Origin of the sequence: Enterococcus malodoratus ATCC 43197 (assembly GCF_000407185.1) — a bacterium.
Taxonomy (GTDB): Bacteria; Bacillota; Bacilli; order Lactobacillales; family Enterococcaceae; genus Enterococcus_A; species Enterococcus_A malodoratus.
In genome coordinates, this window is record NZ_KE136481.1 from 425596 (window position 1) to 443844 (window position 18249).

The 18249-nt window shown below is 36.6% G+C and carries 16 protein-coding genes, 1 pseudogene and 1 riboswitch; of the genes and pseudogenes, 2 read left to right on the top strand and 15 right to left on the bottom strand.

Features of this window, described 5'->3' with window-relative positions:
• Positions 1-148: 148 nt before the first annotated feature.
• The 10 genes and pseudogenes from trmFO to I585_RS23965 form a co-directional block, all read right to left on the bottom strand.
• Positions 149-1447: an FADH(2)-oxidizing methylenetetrahydrofolate--tRNA-(uracil(54)-C(5))-methyltransferase TrmFO gene (trmFO, locus tag I585_RS02025; protein WP_010739368.1), complete on the bottom strand. Its 1299-nt coding sequence runs from the start codon at positions 1445-1447 to the stop codon at positions 149-151.
• Positions 1448-1468: 21 nt separating this feature from the next.
• Positions 1469-3547, bottom strand: coding sequence for a type I DNA topoisomerase (topA, locus tag I585_RS02030; protein ID WP_010739369.1), 2079 nt, complete (start codon positions 3545-3547; stop codon positions 1469-1471).
• 101 nt (positions 3548-3648) lie between these two features.
• The gene (dprA, locus tag I585_RS02035; RefSeq protein ID WP_010739370.1) at positions 3649-4503 is read right to left on the bottom strand and encodes a DNA-processing protein DprA; all 855 of its coding nucleotides are present in this window, start codon (positions 4501-4503) and stop codon (positions 3649-3651) included.
• Between the two features lie 60 nt (positions 4504-4563).
• On the bottom strand, positions 4564-5328 hold the full coding sequence (locus I585_RS02040; protein ID WP_081631756.1) for a ribonuclease HII: 765 nt from the start codon (positions 5326-5328) through the stop codon (positions 4564-4566).
• The gene (gene ylqF, locus I585_RS02045) at positions 5328-6176 is read right to left on the bottom strand and encodes a ribosome biogenesis GTPase YlqF (RefSeq protein WP_010739372.1); all 849 of its coding nucleotides are present in this window, start codon (positions 6174-6176) and stop codon (positions 5328-5330) included. Before ylqF ends, I585_RS02040 begins: the two co-directional genes overlap by 1 nt.
• A gap of 95 nt (positions 6177-6271) precedes the next feature.
• Positions 6272-7795, bottom strand: a complete 1524-nt coding sequence (locus I585_RS02050; RefSeq protein WP_010739373.1) for a tyrosine-type recombinase/integrase — start codon at positions 7793-7795, stop codon at positions 6272-6274.
• Between the two features lie 102 nt (positions 7796-7897).
• Entirely contained in the window at positions 7898-8260 is a 363-nt protein-coding gene (locus tag I585_RS23960) for a hypothetical protein (RefSeq protein ID WP_010739374.1), read from the bottom strand.
• 259 nt (positions 8261-8519) lie between these two features.
• Positions 8520-8762 (bottom strand): helix-turn-helix domain-containing protein, encoded by a 243-nt coding sequence (locus I585_RS02060; RefSeq protein ID WP_002335627.1) that lies wholly within the window; start codon positions 8760-8762, stop codon positions 8520-8522.
• The gene (locus tag I585_RS02065; RefSeq protein WP_010723147.1) at positions 8749-9177 is read right to left on the bottom strand and encodes an RNA polymerase sigma factor; all 429 of its coding nucleotides are present in this window, start codon (positions 9175-9177) and stop codon (positions 8749-8751) included. Before I585_RS02065 ends, I585_RS02060 begins: the two co-directional genes overlap by 14 nt.
• 556 nt (positions 9178-9733) lie before the next feature.
• Positions 9734-10125 (bottom strand): annotated as a pseudogene (locus I585_RS23965) (MFS transporter); the annotation flags it as partial.
• Between the two features lie 64 nt (positions 10126-10189).
• Between I585_RS23965 and I585_RS02075 the strand changes: the two are divergent.
• The gene (locus tag I585_RS02075) at positions 10190-10870 is read left to right on the top strand and encodes an IS6 family transposase (RefSeq protein WP_010739385.1); all 681 of its coding nucleotides are present in this window, start codon (positions 10190-10192) and stop codon (positions 10868-10870) included.
• 33 nt (positions 10871-10903) lie between these two features.
• On the opposite strand, the gene I585_RS23170 is transcribed toward I585_RS02075, so the two are convergent.
• From I585_RS23170 to I585_RS02095, 5 genes are all read right to left on the bottom strand, one after another.
• A complete protein-coding gene (locus tag I585_RS23170) occupies positions 10904-11041 on the bottom strand; it encodes a hypothetical protein (protein WP_010739377.1) in 138 nt (45 codons plus the stop codon).
• Between the two features lie 368 nt (positions 11042-11409).
• Positions 11410-13269, bottom strand: a complete 1860-nt coding sequence (locus I585_RS02080) for a heavy metal translocating P-type ATPase (RefSeq protein ID WP_010739378.1) — start codon at positions 13267-13269, stop codon at positions 11410-11412.
• A 130-nt stretch (positions 13270-13399) separates the two neighbouring features.
• Positions 13400-13508: riboswitch (NiCo riboswitch) on the bottom strand.
• 666 nt (positions 13509-14174) lie between these two features.
• Positions 14175-15644: an ABC transporter permease subunit gene (locus I585_RS02085; protein ID WP_010739379.1), complete on the bottom strand. Its 1470-nt coding sequence runs from the start codon at positions 15642-15644 to the stop codon at positions 14175-14177.
• Complete coding sequence (locus I585_RS02090) at positions 15645-16538, bottom strand: ABC transporter ATP-binding protein (RefSeq protein WP_010739380.1); 894 nt, start codon at positions 16536-16538, stop codon at positions 15645-15647.
• The gene (locus tag I585_RS02095; protein ID WP_010739381.1) at positions 16525-17463 is read right to left on the bottom strand and encodes an ABC transporter ATP-binding protein; all 939 of its coding nucleotides are present in this window, start codon (positions 17461-17463) and stop codon (positions 16525-16527) included. Before I585_RS02095 ends, I585_RS02090 begins: the two co-directional genes overlap by 14 nt.
• 184 nt (positions 17464-17647) lie before the next feature.
• Here I585_RS02095 and I585_RS02100 point away from each other — a divergent pair, with 184 nt between their 5' ends.
• Positions 17648-18208: a TetR/AcrR family transcriptional regulator gene (locus I585_RS02100; RefSeq protein WP_010739382.1), complete on the top strand. Its 561-nt coding sequence runs from the start codon at positions 17648-17650 to the stop codon at positions 18206-18208.
• Positions 18209-18249 lie beyond the last annotated feature (41 nt).

Consider the following 18249-nt stretch of genomic DNA (forward strand, 5'->3'; position numbering starts at 1 on the left):
ATACAATTGAATTGTCAGAATTTATTGATTTTTCACGAATATACTAACAATTCTTTACAGATATTTCACAATTGCTGACAAAACGGACATGAATGCGGTTTATTTTGTCGAAAATAAAAAAATCCGTTGCCGAGGCAACAGAATTCTTTTAAATATTCATTTCAGTTAGAGCATTCAAAGCACGATCAGCCAATGCCTCATAACGCATCTTTTTATCGCGAATCCGTTCTGGCAAACTAGGAAATAACCCGAAGTTCGCATTCATCGGTTGAAAATGCTTGCCTTCTGCATGTGTAATATAGTGAGACATCGATCCGATTGCCGTCTCACGCGGGAATACTAATAACTCTTCATCCTTTGCAAGTCTAGCTGCATTCAAACCGGCAACCAATCCACTACCCGCACTTTCAACATAACCTTCAACACCCGTCATTTGACCAGCAAAGAATAGATCATCGCGCTTTTTACTTTGATAAGTAGGTCTTAAAAGTTCTGGCGAATTCATGAAACTATTTCGATGCATTACTCCATAACGTAAAAATTCAGCATTCTCTAAGCCAGGGATCATTTGAAAGACACGCTTTTGTTCGCCCCATTTTAAATGTGTTTGAAAACCAACCATATTATACATCGAAGCCGCAGCATTATCTTGACGCAACTGAATCACTGCATACGGTCTTTTACCTGTCTTTGGATCTTCTAATCCGACCGGTTTCATTGGCCCAAACAGCATTGTTTTAATGCCGCGTTTCGCCATGACTTCAATTGGCATACAACCTTCGAAAAATTTTTCCTTCTCAAAATCTTTTTGCGGCGCAACTTCTGCTTCAATCAACGCTTCATAGAAACGTATGAACTCCTCTTCGGTCATTGGACAATTCAAATAGGCGGCCTCACCTTTGTCATAACGAGATTTCAAATATACTTTTTCACGATCAATAGTGGTACTATCGATGATTGGTGCTGCAGCGTCATAAAAGTAAAAACCGTGGGAACCATTGTAAGCAGAGATTTCTTCTGCTAAAGCTTCTGAAGTCAAAGGACCTGTACAAATAATTGTGATCCCTTTAGGAATTTTTGTCATTTCCTCAGAAATGACAGTTATCATCGGATGCTCCTTGACTCTTTTCGTAATCAGAGCCGAAAAATTATTACGATCCACCGCCAGAGCTCCTCCTGCTGGAACTGCTGTTTCATCTGCGGATGCTATTACAATTGAATTCAAACGACGCATTTCTTCTTTCAAAACACCAACTGCGTTGGTCAGACCATTGCCGCGTAACGAATTACTGCAGACAAGTTCTGCAAAATCTCCAGTATGGTGTGCCGGGGTAGTTTTTACCGGTCGCATCTCGTATAAATTAACTGGAACACCTGCCTCTGCTAACTGCCACGCAGCTTCACTTCCGGCAAGGCCTGCCCCAACAACATTGACTGTTTTTACCATTGATTCCCTCACTTATGGAAATTATTTTTGTACTGTTTCTTCGTAATCACCATTGATACAAACAACTTGCTTGCCACCTTTGACTTTTTTCTCTACCAGATAACCATCACATTTTGGACAATTTCGGCCGACAGGCTTATCCCAAGATGTAAAATCACAATCCGGATATCTCGAACATCCATAGAACAAGCGATTCTTCTTCGACTTACGCTCAACAACTTGTCCTTTGTGACAAACTGGACATTCCACACCAATTTCTTTAATAATCGGTTTCGTATTGCGACAATCTGGAAAGTTGCTACATGCGTAGAATTTCCCATAACGTCCCAATTTAATAACCATCGGATGACCACAAACATCACAATCAAAACCAGCAGGTTCATCTTTGATTTGAATCTTTTCTATTCCCTCTTCGGCCTTTTCTAATTCTACCGCGAACGGTTTATAGAATCGATCGACCACTTTAGTCCATTCTTCTTTACCATCTTCAACTTTATCTAGATCATTTTCCATCTCAGCAGTAAAATTGACGTCAACGATTTGTGGGAAGAAGTCGACAATTAAATTATTGACGATTTCTCCAAGTTCAGTTGGTTCGAAACGTCGTTGCGTTAATTTCACATAATAACGACGTTGGATCGTATCTAACGTCGGCGCGTAAGTAGACGGCCGGCCAACACCATTTTCTTCCAATGTCTTAATCAGTGTAGCTTCACTAAATCGTGCAGGAGGTTGAGTGAAATGTTGTTTTGGTTCGATATCAACAGACTGAACAATGTCACCCTTTTCAATATCGGGTAAAACATTTTCTTTGTCTTCTTTTCCATCATCGCGACCTTCAATATAAACTTGCATAAACCCTTTAAATTTGATCTTTGAGCCATTAGCAATAAAGATTACACCATTTTGCTCCAAAGTCACTTTCATTGTATCGAGGATAGCTGCAGTCATTTGACTTGCAACGAATCTTGACCAGATCAACGTATAAAGTTTCAGTTGATCTTTATCCAAATACTGTTTCATTTCATCTGGTGTGCGCTGAACACTCGTTGGTCGAATTGCTTCATGGGCATCTTGTGACCCTTGCGGATTTTTCACCTTGCGTGCATGATGCTGGGAGAATTCTTTTCCGTATGTTTTTTCAATGAACTCTGCCGCTTCGGTCTTTGCTGTATCGGAAATTCTCGTTGAATCTGTACGCATATAAGTAATCAGACCGACAGTCCCTTGTTTTCCAAGGGCAATTCCTTCATACAATTGTTGTGCTACCATCATTGTTTTTCTAGTTCGAAAATTCAATTTCCGAGCGGATTCCTGTTGCATGTTACTTGTAGTAAATGGCAAGGCAGGGTTTCGTTTGCGTTCTTTTTTCTCAACTTTTGTTACTTCATAGTCTTTACCGTCAATTCTTGAAGTGATTTCCTTCACTGTTTCTGCGTTAGGTAATTTTTTCTTCTTGCCGTCTACTCCCCAGAAATTAGCCTTAAATTTCTTAGCCTTTTTCTTGAAGTTTCCATCAATGCTCCAGTATTCTTCTGGTACAAAATCACGTATTTCCTGTTCACGATCAATGATGATTTTCAGAGCAATTGATTGAACACGTCCAGCACTTAATCCCTTCTTAATTTTTTTCCAAAGGATTGGCGAGATCGAATAACCAACCAAACGATCCAATGCTCTGCGCGCTTGTTGAGCGTCAACCAAAGAGACATCAATAGAACGAGGTTCTTTGAAGGCCGCCTTTACCGCATCTTTGGTAATTTCATTAAAGACCACGCGATTTTTATCTTCTAAGTCTAACCCTAATAAATAAGCAAGGTGCCAAGCGATTGCTTCCCCTTCTCTATCCGGGTCACTTGCGAGATAGACTTTTTGCGCTTTTTTCGCTGCTTGTTTCAAACTTTTGATAACGTCGCCTTTACCGCGAATTGAAATATAATGGGGTTCATAGTTGTTTTCAACATCGATTCCCATCTTACTTTTTGGTAGATCACGAACATGCCCAACACTTGCAACCACCTTATAATTTCTTCCCAAATATTTTTCAATGGTCTTTGCTTTAGCGGGAGATTCTACGATAACTAGGTATTTATAGGCCAAATGTTTTTGCCTCCTCAATTTTTTCTACTATTATATATCGGTAACTACTGACAAATCGTAGCCTATAATACGCTATTCAAATTTTGTTTGTCAAGTCAGGTCTAATGAATTTTCTTCCATAAATCGTATGAATCAAAAATATCTTGTGTTTTTTCTACACAAATTGCACCGTCTTGAATCAACTGATGACAACCGCTAGAACGTCCATCCAAAATTGATCCTGGAACCACAAAAACGTCCTTACCATAGTCCAAGGCTTGCTGCGCAGTAATCAACGATCCGCTTCTCTTTTTCGCTTCTACTACTAACACACCTGTACTCAAACCGGCAATAATTCTATTGCGCATCGGAAAATGGAATTTTGCTGGTCGCGTACCATTGGGATATTCGCTCAAGACTAATTGGTGCTGACTCATCTCGATTTGTAAGTTCCCACTTGTTTTAGGATAACAAATATCTAAACCGGTTCCAACCACTCCGATCGTTTTTCCTTGATTACTAATAGCAAACTGATGAGCAAAACTATCAATTCCTTTTGCTAACCCACTAACAATAACAAATCCTCGTTTGGTTAGATCCGGCATCAGTTCCTGCAAAACATGATAACCATAATTCGTTGCGCCTCGAGCACCGACGATCGCCAACATCTCTCGTTTTAGTAACTGTAAATTACCTTTATAAAATAATACTATTGGCGGTGTTGGTACATGTCGTAGTACTTCAGGATAATCTTCATCTTCGATGGTAATGTATTGATGGGTAGAATCAATCTCCTGCAATCGATCGCTCGTCCATTCATTCCAATCATTTGGTTTTGTTGTTTGTGCCAATAACCGCACTTCCAAACTATCAAATTGCCACCATTGATGTCTTTTGGCAAATTGATAAAGACGTTGCTTTCCAAAAGCGCCCAGACCTTTAGTTAATGATAAGTGTAAAAGAAATTTGTTTTTCAAAAATATCCCTCTTTCTAGTCCTTTATCAAAAAGATACATAAAAAAGAAGGATATTATTTTTTATTTATATTTAATTGGAGCAAAAGTTTTTCTATGAATAGGTAAGACCCCTTGATCTTCTATGGCTTGTAAATGTTCTTTGGTTCCATAACCTGCATTTTTGGAAAAGCCATATGCCGGATATTTATCACCATAGTTGGTCATCCACTCATCTCGATATACTTTCGCTACGATACTTGCAGCCGCGATCGATACGGATTTAGCATCGCCTTTAATTATTTTTTCTTGCGGCAAGCCATTATCTAAAGCCATCGCATCAATTAACAAACAATCTGGTGCAATCTCTAGCTGATCAATGGCACGTTGCATAGCAACCTTCGTAGCCTGATAAATATTCAATTGATCGATTTCTTCCGCGGTGGCTTCGCCGATACCGATTGCGCGTGCATTTTTTTTAATCTCAGCAACAAGTTCTTCCCGCTTTTGCACCGAAAGCTGCTTTGAATCATTCAATCCCAAGATAGTATGTTCATCATTTAAGATAACCGCAGCAGCTACTACCGGTCCAGCTAATGGGCCACGCCCCACCTCGTCAATGCCACAAATTGCACGAAAACCCTCTTCCTTTTTTTCTTTTTCGAAAAGAGACATCTCCTCGTATTTCTCTGCCAAAGCAGCCTGTCTATCTTGTTTTTTTTGCCATTGAGCTATTGCTAGTTGTACACCTTTGCGCTCATCTTGTCTAAATTCTTTCAAACGAGGATCATTCGAAGAAATAATCTTTTTTAGTTCCATTTTAACAGCACTAATCGATAATTTTTCCATCATTCACTTAGCTCCTCAAAACGATCCAAGGTATAGCGTCCCAATTTTCCTTGTCGTAACTCAAGAATCAACATTTCACTTGCACGCTCATAATCATCCCTAAAACCGCGTTTCTCAGAAATTAGCATTAATAATTCTGGAAAGTCCAAAAATAAGTCCTCATTAGTTAATTTGTAACGATCCTTTAATTGCTCTGGATAATAGCGGCAAAAAATTTCTAACTGATAAAGAGCCAAATCATCTAAATGTAAAAGATCATCTTTAATGGCACCAGTTAATGCTAATTTTTTACCGACAGCAGGGTCCTCGAATTTAGGCCATAAGATTCCTGGCGTATCCAATAGCTCTAGTTGGGTCCCAAAACGAAGCCATTGTTGTCCTTTTGTGACCCCTGGTCGATTGCCAGTACTTGCAATTTTTTTTCCGGCTAAGTGATTAAGTAAAGTAGATTTGCCTACATTAGGAATCCCTAAAACCATTGCACGAATAGCTCTTGGTTTTACTCCCCTGTCTTTATCTCTGGCAATTTTCTCTGCCAATACTTTTTTACTAGCTGGAACAATCTGTTTTACACTCTTATCATCCTTGGCCGTCAGTGCAAGGACTTGATGACCCTGATCACGAAAATAATTGAGCCACTGATTGGTTTGATTTATATCAGCCAAATCCGATTTATTCAAAAGTATTAAACGTGGCTTTTGTTGTACAATTTGATCTAGCATTGGATTGCGTGACGATAAGGGTAAGCGAGCATCAATTAATTCAAAAACAATGTCAACAAATTTTAGTTTTTCAGAAACTTCTCGTCTTGCTTTAGCCATATGGCCTGGAAACCATTGAATCGTCATATTATTAAGTCCACTCCTTTCATATCAAGGTTTTAAAGGCCTTGACTCATAAAATTTTAGGTAAAATACTTCGCATGGGACAAACATGGGACAATTTAAAGATTGCCCTTCAACACCAGATTGTTTCCATACGTTATCTTGTAACCTAGTATCTTTCGCATTTTACCATAAATTGTTTCAATATCAAATGCTTGCCATTCTTCACTCAAATCACTAATCATCTTCTGAATAATGTTATTCTTTAAGTGTCTAGTTTGGTATTCGGGGGGAATTCCTAAAGCTCTTTTAAAATCTTCGAGAGTAAACTCGATTACATCTTTATCTATATTTTCTCTCAAAATCTTATTGAGCCTAGTTGAATACTCGCTACAGAAAACCTCCGGATAAAAATCAAGTGGATTGTCTTTATCTAGCCAGTGATCAAGAGCATTTACAATTCGTGTTGTACCTTTATTTGAAGTTTGAGCATAAACGTTCATTGTAGTTCTCAAATCTGTATGTCCCACATGAGATTGGATTGATTTTGGATCAACCCCCTCACTATCCTTTAAGTAAGTAATATTAATAAACCTAAAAGAGTGAGGAGTTATATTTTTAACCCACTTAAACCCATACTTACTTTCGCAGTTTTCTCTTAAATCATCTTGAATCCTATGAATAAACGTTCGGTAGGATTTGGAAGTAACTGGCGCACCGTTTAACGTTCTAAATATTGAGTCTGTTTGGACATATGATTTCCAAGGCTTTATTTGATATCTCTTATCTAGCTGTTTGCTTTTTTCCATAGATGCAATTAAACTTTTCAAAGCTACCTGGGACAATCCGACTATCCGTTCAGATTCTTCTGTTTTTGGCGGGCCATACTCAAATTTTCCTTTGCCAGTTTGAACTAGATTTTTTGTGACTGTTATTCTCCGATTTTCAAAATCGACATCATCTACTGTTAAAGCTCCTGCCTCTCCAATTCGAAGTCCAGTATTCACTAAGAACAAAGTAAGATGGTAATAAACTGGATTCACCGATTTCTTAACCTCTGTTAGGAAAGCATTTAGCTCATGTGGTTCGAGATATTTTAACTTTCTTCTTATTTTGGGTTCCATTTTCTTTTCTCGAGGTAAATTCAACTCGACAACAGACATGGGAGAATAAACTAAAATACGCTGTTTTACTGCATATCGAAAAATTTTATTTAAGGTACTCTTAATATGAATCATTGTAGAATATGAACTATCGTATTTTTTTTGATAATCAGTTAACAATTTTTCGAGTAATAATGGCGTGATACTTTCAACTAAAACGTCACCATCAATTAATTCATTCACTCTTCGAATCACTAAAATTTCTCGTTCTACTGTTCTTTCATTAACTCCGACTCGCCAATGCTCAAGCCATTTTTCTACAAGTTGAGAGAAACGTAATATTCTATCTGGTTGGGCATATTCATATTCTTCTAAAATTCGATCAATCTTGTCTTCTAATTCACGTTCAGCATTTCTTTGAGCCTTCCGAGTGCTGCCAGAATAAGTCAGAGTAATTTTCGTTCTCTTTCCAGTTAAAGGATTAGTATATCGGCTAATACATTGATAATTTCCACTTGGTAATTTTACATGTGATGCCATCTCAAATCACTCCTATAAGTTGGTGTGATATTGATTGTAAAAACATGTAATAGTTCTCCTCCAGTCACTATTTTATCACACCAACTTTCTTTTAACAGCGACTTAACGGTAATTGGTTCTTTGCTTATATTTCAAAAATTCATGAAATCCATTAATATTTATCCAAACCAATTTTGGAGTCGGGTTGATGACGTATTTTCTAAAATCCCTACTTCTTCTCATCTCCATCAACCAATGACTCAGCGTATTGACATTCAGATGTTCATATCTTTTCATTAACCCTTTTTTGTTAGTCCATTCGGTCTCTAACTCTTCATCTTTAGTAAGTTTCATCAGAAAGTTCAATTCCTTCCTATTTAAATAGTACATACTATACACAAATAAATTGCCTTCCTGTTTCTTTTTTAGGCAATCAGAATCAATTCGAAAGTATTCTAATCTATCAGCTGCTCTGCCAAAGCACATAGGAATTTCACCTCCCCCCAGTAATGGCGGGCCAATTTGATTACGGAAGTCTCATTATTGTAGTCATGATTTTCATATTAAACTTGTCGCTCAAAGGATAACCTTGTCATGGCGTAACTAGAAAATCGTAATCTACTTGTACTGATAGATTTACTATTCACTTGTCAAAGAGCGTTAGGCTATTTTCAGCCTATGGAAATCCTTTATTTTAAACTGATAAAAAACTTCCATAGAATGAAAAGGAAAGGGAAAAAATACTTTAACGAGTTGTGTCAAATTCAAGTATCTTCTCAATCAATTTCGTTTCCAGTTGTCTACGCATATATTCATCTACGTACATAACCATTCCTTTTTCTTCTTCATAGACAGGTTTCATAGCTAATCGTGAAATATAATTTTGATATTTTGACAGAACGATGGACATGGCGATTGAATCACCAGAGACTGCGGCTTCAATAGTAGCTACTGGTATAAACGGTATATATCGTTTATTTTGCTTCATAAATTCCACCCAAATACTTTCCTAACTCTTCCAATGCCACTTGTCTTTGGTACCAAACACTACCAAGACTTTTTCCAATAATAATGCCAATTTCCCGATCATTGAGACCGATGAAGAAGGACATCAAAATGATTTCTTGTCTTAGACTAGGTAATGCTACAATCGCATTTGCCAGCTCCTCATTAGAAATAAAGATTTTCATACCTAGGACAGTAAAACTTCCATTACTATTTAAATTTGGTTCCGAATAATAAAACTCTGTTCCTAAGCCTTCACGCTCTAATATTTCCATTGAGATTTGGCGTTGGCGAAATCTAGCGTACTTCTTTTGAATATTTAATGCCTCATTGCGGACTACTTTCTTACAAAAACTGTCAAATGCATGTCGAATGTGGGTTTCTTCTGAGTCGCCCATAAAATTCTCCTCCTCAAAAAATTCATTCAACTCGTTTTACTTCTATCCCTTTCCATTATTACTACAATCTGGGAGTGAGCATTTTTCGAAAAAAGACAAATTTTTTTAAAATAAAAAAGGCATACAGACAAAAACTGTCTATACACCTCGCAAGCGTTCTGAACGGATATAATGATTGAAGCTTAGCTTATTAGCCAGGTTGACCTTTAACAAGATAAAGAATTAATCTTCTTTACTACCTAGTAGCTTTACAATAGATTTTTCTGCCAAAGGTAACTTATTTGCCAATAGTTGAGCCTCCAACCACGACAAACGAGAGATGTTTCCATATACACCTTATGAATCAATCGTTATATATATTTATAGATAGATTTTTGTAGTGTACTGTAATAAATGTTTTCTACAATTACCATTAGAAAGCAGAAATTCTCATATCTATTCTCCACAGAACACCCAATACTTGCTCTGATTTAGAGAGTTATAAGTACTAAAATTTCGATTTTTAAGTAATTCTTAGTACTATTTTCCTGCTAAAAATAGTGAATTGAAGAAAATGCTATTTCTTATTATTGACAAAAACAGCTACTATTAACATCGAAATTACTGTGAATGCTATCATCATCCAGACTTGGATTTGAAAATTAGTTGTCGTTGCAACGATTAACGACAATCCAATGGGACCTCCAATTTGATGCATTGTATTTGTTACACCACTAGCAATACCGGCCAATTCATCAGGTGCTTCATAAACGCCTGCTGAGGTCACAGGGGCCAAGATTAACCCTTACCTAACCCTAGAATGACCATTGGAACAAAGATGGTTTGCCAATAGCCATTGGCCGGATTTGAGATGGCAAGTAGAAATAACCCTATAGCTAATATTATTTCACCGGATAGCAACACCTTATTGTTCCCAAATTTTCCAGTTAGCTTCGGCGGTTCTGTTGCAAAGTTTTCTGATAAACTGATTTTAAGGTAAAATGAATGGAAAAGATAGCTTGGAGGAATCAAGATAGATCATTTTAAAGGCAAGCAATTTCAGAAAGATGTGATTATTGTCGCCGTAGGCTACTACCTTCGGTATAATCTTAGCTATCGTGACGTCCAAGAAATCCTATATGACCGTGGCATTAACGTTTCTCACACCACCATCTACCGCTGGGTACAGGAATATGGAAAACTACTTTACACTATTTGGAAAAAGAAAAATAAACAATCCTTCTATTCGTGGAAGATGGATGAGACCTATATTAAAATCAAAGGGAAATGGCACTATCTTTATCGAGCAATCGATGCAGATGGTTTAACCTTGGATATTTGGTTACGTAAAAAACGGGACACACAAGCAGCCTATGCTTTTCTTAAGCTGTTAGTGAAGCAGTTTGATGAACCGAAGGTTGTAGTCACAGATAAAGCCCCCTCTATTACAAGTGCCTTTAAGAAACTAAAAGAATACGGCTTTTATCAAGGGACAGAACATCGTACCATTAAATACCTGAATAATTTGATTGAACAAGACCATCGTCCAGTAAAGAGACGCAATAAATTCTATCGAAGTTTACGCACTGCCTCTACCACGATTAAAGGCATGGAAGCCATCCGAGGATTATATAAGAAAACCCGAAAAGAAGGCACTCTCTTCGGGTTTTCGGTCTGTACTGAAATCAAGGTATTATTGGGAATCCCAGCTTAAATCATAGATACCGTAAGGGATTTTATTCTTTATTTAAAACTTTGCAACAGAACCAAAAATAAGTCCGTTGCCATCCAAATCGAGACCATCGATAACGAAGGAAATTATTACGATTAATATGCCACTGATGACGGTGATTTGATTTTTCTTTCCTAAAATACACCTTTGCATGATTTTTTCCTCCTGTTTGTTGTTTGTAATGTAAGTCTACTGGATTGAATCAGATTAAGAATTGATCCTCATCAAGAAGTGGTTTTCCTTCGAAAATAGTTTTTCACTGCGCGGTCTTTTTTGTTTTACTCTTTCGTATAACTCTATGATAGCTCCTTTATTGTTTTTAATAATTGATGACAATCAAGTTTGAATAAACGATTTTTAGCATGTATTTAAAATAGATAAAGCTGATAATTTCTGTTCAGAAATTATCAGCTTTTTTGACGATTTAGGCTTTCGCCAAGGGTAAGCTTCATTCCCTACAGATACAAATTTAAAAAGCTGTAGATATTCGCTCACCCTTTCAGCTAATATCATGATGCAGTCTAATAAGCACCACTTAATTCCGCTTTTGTTTTTTCGGACCCTAACAACCGCAAGCCGTTTAAGATGACGAGGATTGTGGAGCCCTCATGGAATAGTACTGCTAAAGGAAGTCCCAGAACGCCGAACATATTTAAAGTAATCAAGCTGACAATAACAGCGATGGAGAAAATGACATTTTGAATAATGATTTTATTTAATTTCTTGCTTAGCTGATAGCTATAAAACAATTTAGACAAATCATTCTTCACTACAACGACATCAGAGGATTCCATTGCGACTGACGAGCCACTTCCCATCGCAATTCCGATATCTGCATTCGCTAGCGCGGGCGCATCATTGATCCCATCGCCAATCATCCCAACAACTTCTTCTTTTCCTTGGCTTTTTAAGACAAAATCTATTTTATCTTCCGGTAACATGGAAGAAATATAGTCATCTACCTTTACTTCCTTTGCAACCTGTGCCGCAACCTTTTCGTTATCTCCCGTTAAAAGATAAACCTTGATGCCCTCTTTTTGGAAATCCGCAACCGTACTCGCTGTCTGCGGACGAATTCGATCCCGGAGTGAGAAGTAACCGACGACTTCATTTCCCTTCGCTACAAATATGGTCGTATCGCCTTTTTCCAGTAGCTTTTCAAACTGATCAAATTTATCATATTGCTTAAATGCATCCGGTTTTCCAACTAGGATTGCCCCTTTTTTAATTCCCGAACCAGCAATTTCTTCAATCGATTCCGCTTGATTCACTTGTGCTAAGTTAATCTCTTTAAAGGCAGAAACAATTGCTCTTCCGATTGGGTGACTGGATTGTTGCTCCATATAAATGACTTCTTTTAACAGCTCTTGGTCCAAATGATAATCGACCACTTGGAAGTCGCCATACGTCAATGTTCCGGTCTTATCTGTATACAAAATATTCATTGTACTTAACGCTTCCATTGCGGCTCCACCTTTAAATAAGATACCGTTTTTGGCTCCATTACTTATCGCGCTTAACGTAGCCGGTGTAGCTGATGCCACCAATGCACATGGACTAGCCACTGTTAAAAGTACCATTCCACGATAAAATGCTTCTTCTAATGGTAGGCTTAGGAAATAATATAGAAAGAAGATGAAAATAGGTACGATAATTAAAACGCCAATCACGTACTTACTTTCAATACGGTCTATAAACTTTGCGATTCGAGAAGGTTTGTTTTGTGCTTCTTCAACCATCCGGATAATATTGGAAAACATGGTTTGATTCAGTGTCTTGTTTACTTCTATATGAAAAACATTTCCTTCATTAATCGTTCCGGCAAAAACTTCCTCCTTTAACTCTTTTTCTACTGGGACAGACTCACCCGTTAAAGCCGCTTCATTCACGATTGCATTTCGGTCGATCAAGCCATCAATAGGGATTTGACCACCTTTCGATACCACGACAATGTCCCCAATAACTAACTCTTTCGTAGGGGTAACCACTACATCCCCATTTTCTTTTAGCACTTGGGCTGTGTCGGGTACTTGCGCCATTAATTCTGAAATCGCGCTGGTGGATTTGTTCGTTGCATAATCTTCCAAAACTTCTGCAGCAGCAAAAATCAATAGCAACGCCGCTCCTTCAGACTCAAAATCAATGATTACTGCACCAACTGCTGCCAAAACCATTAATAGGTCGACATTTGGTGAGCGATCTTTAATCGTTTCAACAACAGCATGTTTTGCCGCATAGAAGCCTAAAAAGAAAATTGAAATATAAAATAGTATGGAACTGTATGCATCATTTAGTGGGATAAAGATAAACCCTAAGATTGTAAATAAAACACCGACAACTAAAAATTGTCCTTGCCTACTTTTTGTTAGATACTCAACCATTTCTAAAACCTCTTTCTTATTTTTTGTTTTTTTGCTTACCAATTATTACAAATCCATTTCATCTCATCTTTTCACTCCCCTTTATTTAGAAATATATATATAAAAAAGGGCACACCTATAGAACAGAATTAACTGTCCCACAGGTATGCCCTTATTATTTACATACTCTGCTGCCGCAAAAATTGCAGCCCGGCTGCATGGACCTTTTATATGTCCACCGCCTGTTCGGATCACAATGAATATAACCAACAAACAAAATCTGTTATATTCCAAAGCTTTCATTATTTAGTTTTAATATGCTTCATTGATTCTCATGTGACTATTATAACAAATTTTTTTTGAATTTCAAATCGCTTTTCCATTATTTGAACAGGGTAGAATAGCAATCGCAGCCATAAGCTTTGTGGCGGATCGAAGTCTAGGAAATGTATGCTTCCTTAGTTAGTTCATAAAGTTTTATTTCCACTTTTTTAAATAATTTTTGATATTCTTCTCCCATTTTTTGGTAAATTTCTAATAATTGCATCAATTCTTTTTTTTTAATAAATCACCCATGTGTTCACTCCTGTTCTCCCTCTGTTGTTTTGAATATTCATAATACTTTAAAGTTAATATTCTTATTTTACCCTATTCCGTTATACGATTGTTTGAAAGTATTCATATAATTATTTACTCTTTATACTATTTTCCTACCTCATCAAATCATTAGAATCGTGATAAGACATTGTATTAAATCTAATCCTTTATCCATTTTTTATCAATCTTACTTCGCACCATCTCCAATACTTATTAGTTGCCAGGTTAACTGTTATCAGATCATCTTGCCCGTCTCATTCTCTTTCTCACATTATATTCTCTTCATTTATCGGTAGCTGCTAAGGAATTTACTGATAGTTCTTTCAATATTAAAGTGGTAAATCTTTCTTTGTAAAGATAACATTTGACGCTGCATATAGAACGAAAGCAATGGTTCCTAAAGCAACTAATCCCCAACCAAACTCGCCACTAGCTAATATCGCATCTGTATCAAATAGAGTTGTTATCGTTAGATACTCGAGTATAACTGGAGCATCGTCCATCAGTTGCTGAACCATAGTAAGTAGGAAGAAAGCAAATGGTATCCCCCCACCGATAGCTAAAGCTAATCCTGAGCGGTTAAATAGAGTTGATGCGAAGAATGAAACAGAGCTTATGGCTAGGATTAAGATGAGTAGACCAAGACTTAACCAAAAATAAGTTTCTGTATCAAATTCCAGAGCAGCATCGACAGATCTTGCAGATGATACCATGGCATGGTTTGCCATCGTAATGATTTGTTTTTTATTTAAATCAGTTGCTTTCATAGACGCCTCTAAAGCGGTAGGATCTTTAATTAAAGTCAAATTATCTTTCACTTGGGCACTATTCATATTTAAGGCCTTTGCAGAAGAGTCAATAACAGCCTGTAATAAGAGTTCGCGATTGGCTTTCGTAATCATGACAGTTGGCTGAGATTTTCCTTTATTTTCTTCATTCTTTTCAGCTTTAAGTGCAGTTATTTCATCTGCTAGAAATTGACGGTACTCATTAACAGAAATTCCTTGTACACTTGCACCAGCCTTCAATGCGTCATTACTTGCTAATATCATCGCCGGGTTTTTGATCAATTCCTCAGTTGTGATTTCAATATCATCATCTTCCATGTCATCATCATCTTCATAGATATCCCGACGTTCATCGGTGATAATTTTTGCAGCCTCTTCATAGGAGTGATCCTTGATGACCTCTCCTAAGTATATTGAATAGGCGTCCAGATCCATATCGCGAGCTTCAGCAGCATCTCGCATAGCTTGTTCATTATCTTTAATTAAATATAAATGTTCAGATAGATAACCTTCACTTTTATCTAATATTTCTGATGCTTTTTCTATATCCTCTGTGATCGGATAGCCCGTCACGTTGTTGTACTTTAATTGAGAGGCACCTAAACCGGCTAATGAAACAATGACATACATTAAAATAACCGATAAGATGAGGTAAAGCGATTTGGTAAAAATGACACTTGAACGTTTTATGGGTGTTGATAAAGTATAAGCCATAGATCCAGAGTCTACCTCGCTCACTACAAGAGTATTTGCTGTAAATACAACATAAACAATTCCAAGAATAAGACCAATCAGTTTATAGAAATTTTCTAAGTTTCCTAAGAGACTGTCCATTGATGAGAGAAGACTGGAAAAAGCGGTTCCTTTCGCTGCAGCGGCAATCGATGCATATCCTTCCGCATCATAACCTATGATGAAACCAGATAAAATGACTGAAGCGACGATTGTGATAATTGCCCATAGTTTCCAATTGGTTTTGATACTTTGCTTAAATATTGGTTTTGAAAACATTTATACTTCCTCCTTAAATATCTCAGTAATATAATCTTCAAATGAGAACTTAATTTCTTTAAAATAGACCAAGTCAAAATCTTTTAAATCTTGAATGAGATAATTAATATTTTTATCATGAATTTGAACGACAACTTGTAAATCTTCCGCTTTTACCATAGTCAATTGGTATCCTAAATTTAAGAAACGTTCGAAATCGGCAAGTGATTTAAATTCCATTCGATAACTTTTATTCTCGTTATAACGAATGTCTGCCATGTCTGTGGTATCAATAATTTTGCCCTCTCGGATGACTGCGACTCGGTCACTGACATCTTCCACTTCTTGGAAGATATTGCTAGACATAAGAATCGTTTTTCCTTGTTTCTTTTCTTGTTTTAAAAGATCAAGGAAGATGTCACGCATTAGAGGATCTAAACCTGTAGTTGGTTCATCCATAATTAAGATATCTGCATTAGATGCAAATGCTGAAACAATAGCTGTTTTTTGTTTCATCCCTTTACTCATGGAACGCACATTGGCCGTCACATCTAATTGAAGAAGATTACTTAACTCTTTAGCACGTTCCCAACTTCCGCGTCCAGATAAATAGATTTGATCTTTTAAAAACTCTTCACCGGTTTTGTTTCCTGGAAAATTGATCTCACCAGGAATATAAGATACATAACGTTTGACTTCTGCACTACTTTTGGTGGCATCAAGTCCATTAATAGTGACGCTTCCTTCATCAGGTTTCAGGAAACCCATCAAGTGCCGGATAGTAGTCGTTTTCCCTGCACCATTGATACCTACTAAGCCATAGTTTTCTCCTTTTTCAATTTCTAAAGATACATCGAATATTCCGCGTCCATTTCCATAATCCTTAGTCAAATGTTTAATATCAATGTAAGCCATATCGCAAATTCTCCTCTCCAGCAGCCACTGTTTTCTTACGATCATAAAAGTCCATAAAGTAATCTTCCAAAGTAAATTTAATTTCTGAAATAAAATTTACCTTTACCTTACTTAATTCTGTAAAAAATTCTTGCATCTTCTGATCCGTTAAGCTTAGTTTAACTTGATTTTGTTCAGGTCTTTTAGTTGGAATAGTAAATTCGGTATTTTCTATAAACTTCTGATAATCCTCAAAACTAGCAAACTCAATTTTGAATGATTTATTCGTACTCTGCTTCAATTCATTGGATTCAACTGTTGAAACCACTACCCCATTCTTAATGATGGCAATGCGATCACATGTTGCATCCACTTCAGTAAAGATGTGACTAGATAGGAGAATTGTTTTCCCTTCTGATTTTTCTTTTAAGATAAATTGAATGAAGCGTTCTTGCATAACAGGATCTAATCCTGAAGTAGGTTCATCTAATATCAATATTTTTGGATTATGCATAAAAGCAGTAACGACCGCTAGCTTTCTTTTGGTCCCAAGACTCATTTCTTTAATCTCTTTAGAAGTATCTACTTTAAAGAGCTCTTTAAGCTGCTCTGTCCTTGTCATATCAGTAATTTTTCTTGCATTTGCCATGAACTCAATAAATTGGTCTCCTGTCATTCCTTTTGGAAAAGCCAACTCTCCAGGTAAATAACCAACATCTTGTTTAATATTGGCTGCTGATTTCCAACTATCTTTTCCATTAATAGAAAGTTCTCCCTCATCAGCTTTAGAAAAGCCCATTAAGTGGCGAATAGTTGTCGACTTTCCAGCACCATTCGGTCCCAAGAATCCAAAAGCTTCTCCCTCATTTATCTCAAAAGAAACATCAAATATTCCACGTCCATGTCCATAGTCCTTGGTCACATGTTTCACTTCAATAACTGACATCATATTCCTACCTTTCTTTTAAATATCGATTATAAGATAATTAACAATCGTCTCTTTATTTACAAATGTTATACTATTTATTATACTAGTCTCACAAAGGGGGACAAGAGACATATTTTCAGGATCTGATAAATAATTTACATTTTTTCGATAATTGATACTTTCTCTAAAAAGGAGGCCCTATATGCAACAATTAGATTTAAGGGTTCAAAAAACTCATAAGGCACTTATAGAAGCATTTGAAAACTTATTACATGAAAAAGAATTTGAAAATATTTCAGTAACAGAAATATGTGATGCTGCTATGGTTCGACGACCAACTTTCTACAAACATTTCTTGGATAAATATGATTTTATAACCTTTTTTATTAAACATAAAATGAATGAAATATTTGATTTTGCTATCAAAAACTCAAATGAAGAAAAAGACAACTTTTTTATTATTGTTTTTGAACAACTATTGGATCAATTTGATAATCTCTTATATCTCATTTTCAGTATTCAAATGAATGCTAATATCATTTTTGAACTTGAAAGTGTGCGCGAGTACGGGAAGAGCATGCTAGGTAACCGCATAAAAAAAGGAGCTAGTGACGAAGAATTACCCATAGAGCTTAGTTATAAAGGACAGATCATTATGGGGATCACGATTCAATCCGTCTTTTGGTATAAGGAGAAAAGAAATCAAATTAGTCGTGAAGAAATTATTGAACTATATACACAGACTTTAGAAAAATTTAGCTAATCGAAGAATTGAAATGGATTCTATGTCAAGAACATTTTAAA

Excerpts from the sequence above, each read along its gene's own strand:
- trmFO (WP_010739368.1), bottom strand. The coding sequence starts at position 1,447 with ATGGTAAAAACAGTCAATGTTGTTGGGGCAGGCCTTGCCGGAAGTGAA.
- I585_RS02040 (WP_081631756.1), bottom strand. The coding sequence starts at position 5,328 with ATGGAAAAATTATCGATTAGTGCTGTTAAAATGGAACTAAAAAAGATT.
- ylqF (WP_010739372.1), bottom strand. The coding sequence starts at position 6,176 with ATGACGATTCAATGGTTTCCAGGCCATATGGCTAAAGCAAGACGAGAA.
- I585_RS02050 (WP_010739373.1), bottom strand. The coding sequence starts at position 7,795 with ATGGCATCACATGTAAAATTACCAAGTGGAAATTATCAATGTATTAGC.
- I585_RS23960 (WP_010739374.1), bottom strand. The coding sequence starts at position 8,260 with ATGTGCTTTGGCAGAGCAGCTGATAGATTAGAATACTTTCGAATTGAT.
- I585_RS02060 (WP_002335627.1), bottom strand. The coding sequence starts at position 8,762 with ATGAAGCAAAATAAACGATATATACCGTTTATACCAGTAGCTACTATT.
- I585_RS02065 (WP_010723147.1), bottom strand. The coding sequence starts at position 9,177 with ATGGGCGACTCAGAAGAAACCCACATTCGACATGCATTTGACAGTTTT.
- I585_RS23170 (WP_010739377.1), bottom strand. The coding sequence starts at position 11,041 with ATGCAAAGGTGTATTTTAGGAAAGAAAAATCAAATCACCGTCATCAGT.
- I585_RS02080 (WP_010739378.1), bottom strand. The coding sequence starts at position 13,269 with ATGGTTGAGTATCTAACAAAAAGTAGGCAAGGACAATTTTTAGTTGTC.
- I585_RS02085 (WP_010739379.1), bottom strand. The coding sequence starts at position 15,644 with ATGTTTTCAAAACCAATATTTAAGCAAAGTATCAAAACCAATTGGAAA.
- I585_RS02090 (WP_010739380.1), bottom strand. The coding sequence starts at position 16,538 with ATGGCTTACATTGATATTAAACATTTGACTAAGGATTATGGAAATGGA.
- I585_RS02095 (WP_010739381.1), bottom strand. The coding sequence starts at position 17,463 with ATGTCAGTTATTGAAGTGAAACATGTGACCAAGGACTATGGACATGGA.
- I585_RS02100 (WP_010739382.1), top strand. The coding sequence starts at position 17,648 with ATGCAACAATTAGATTTAAGGGTTCAAAAAACTCATAAGGCACTTATA.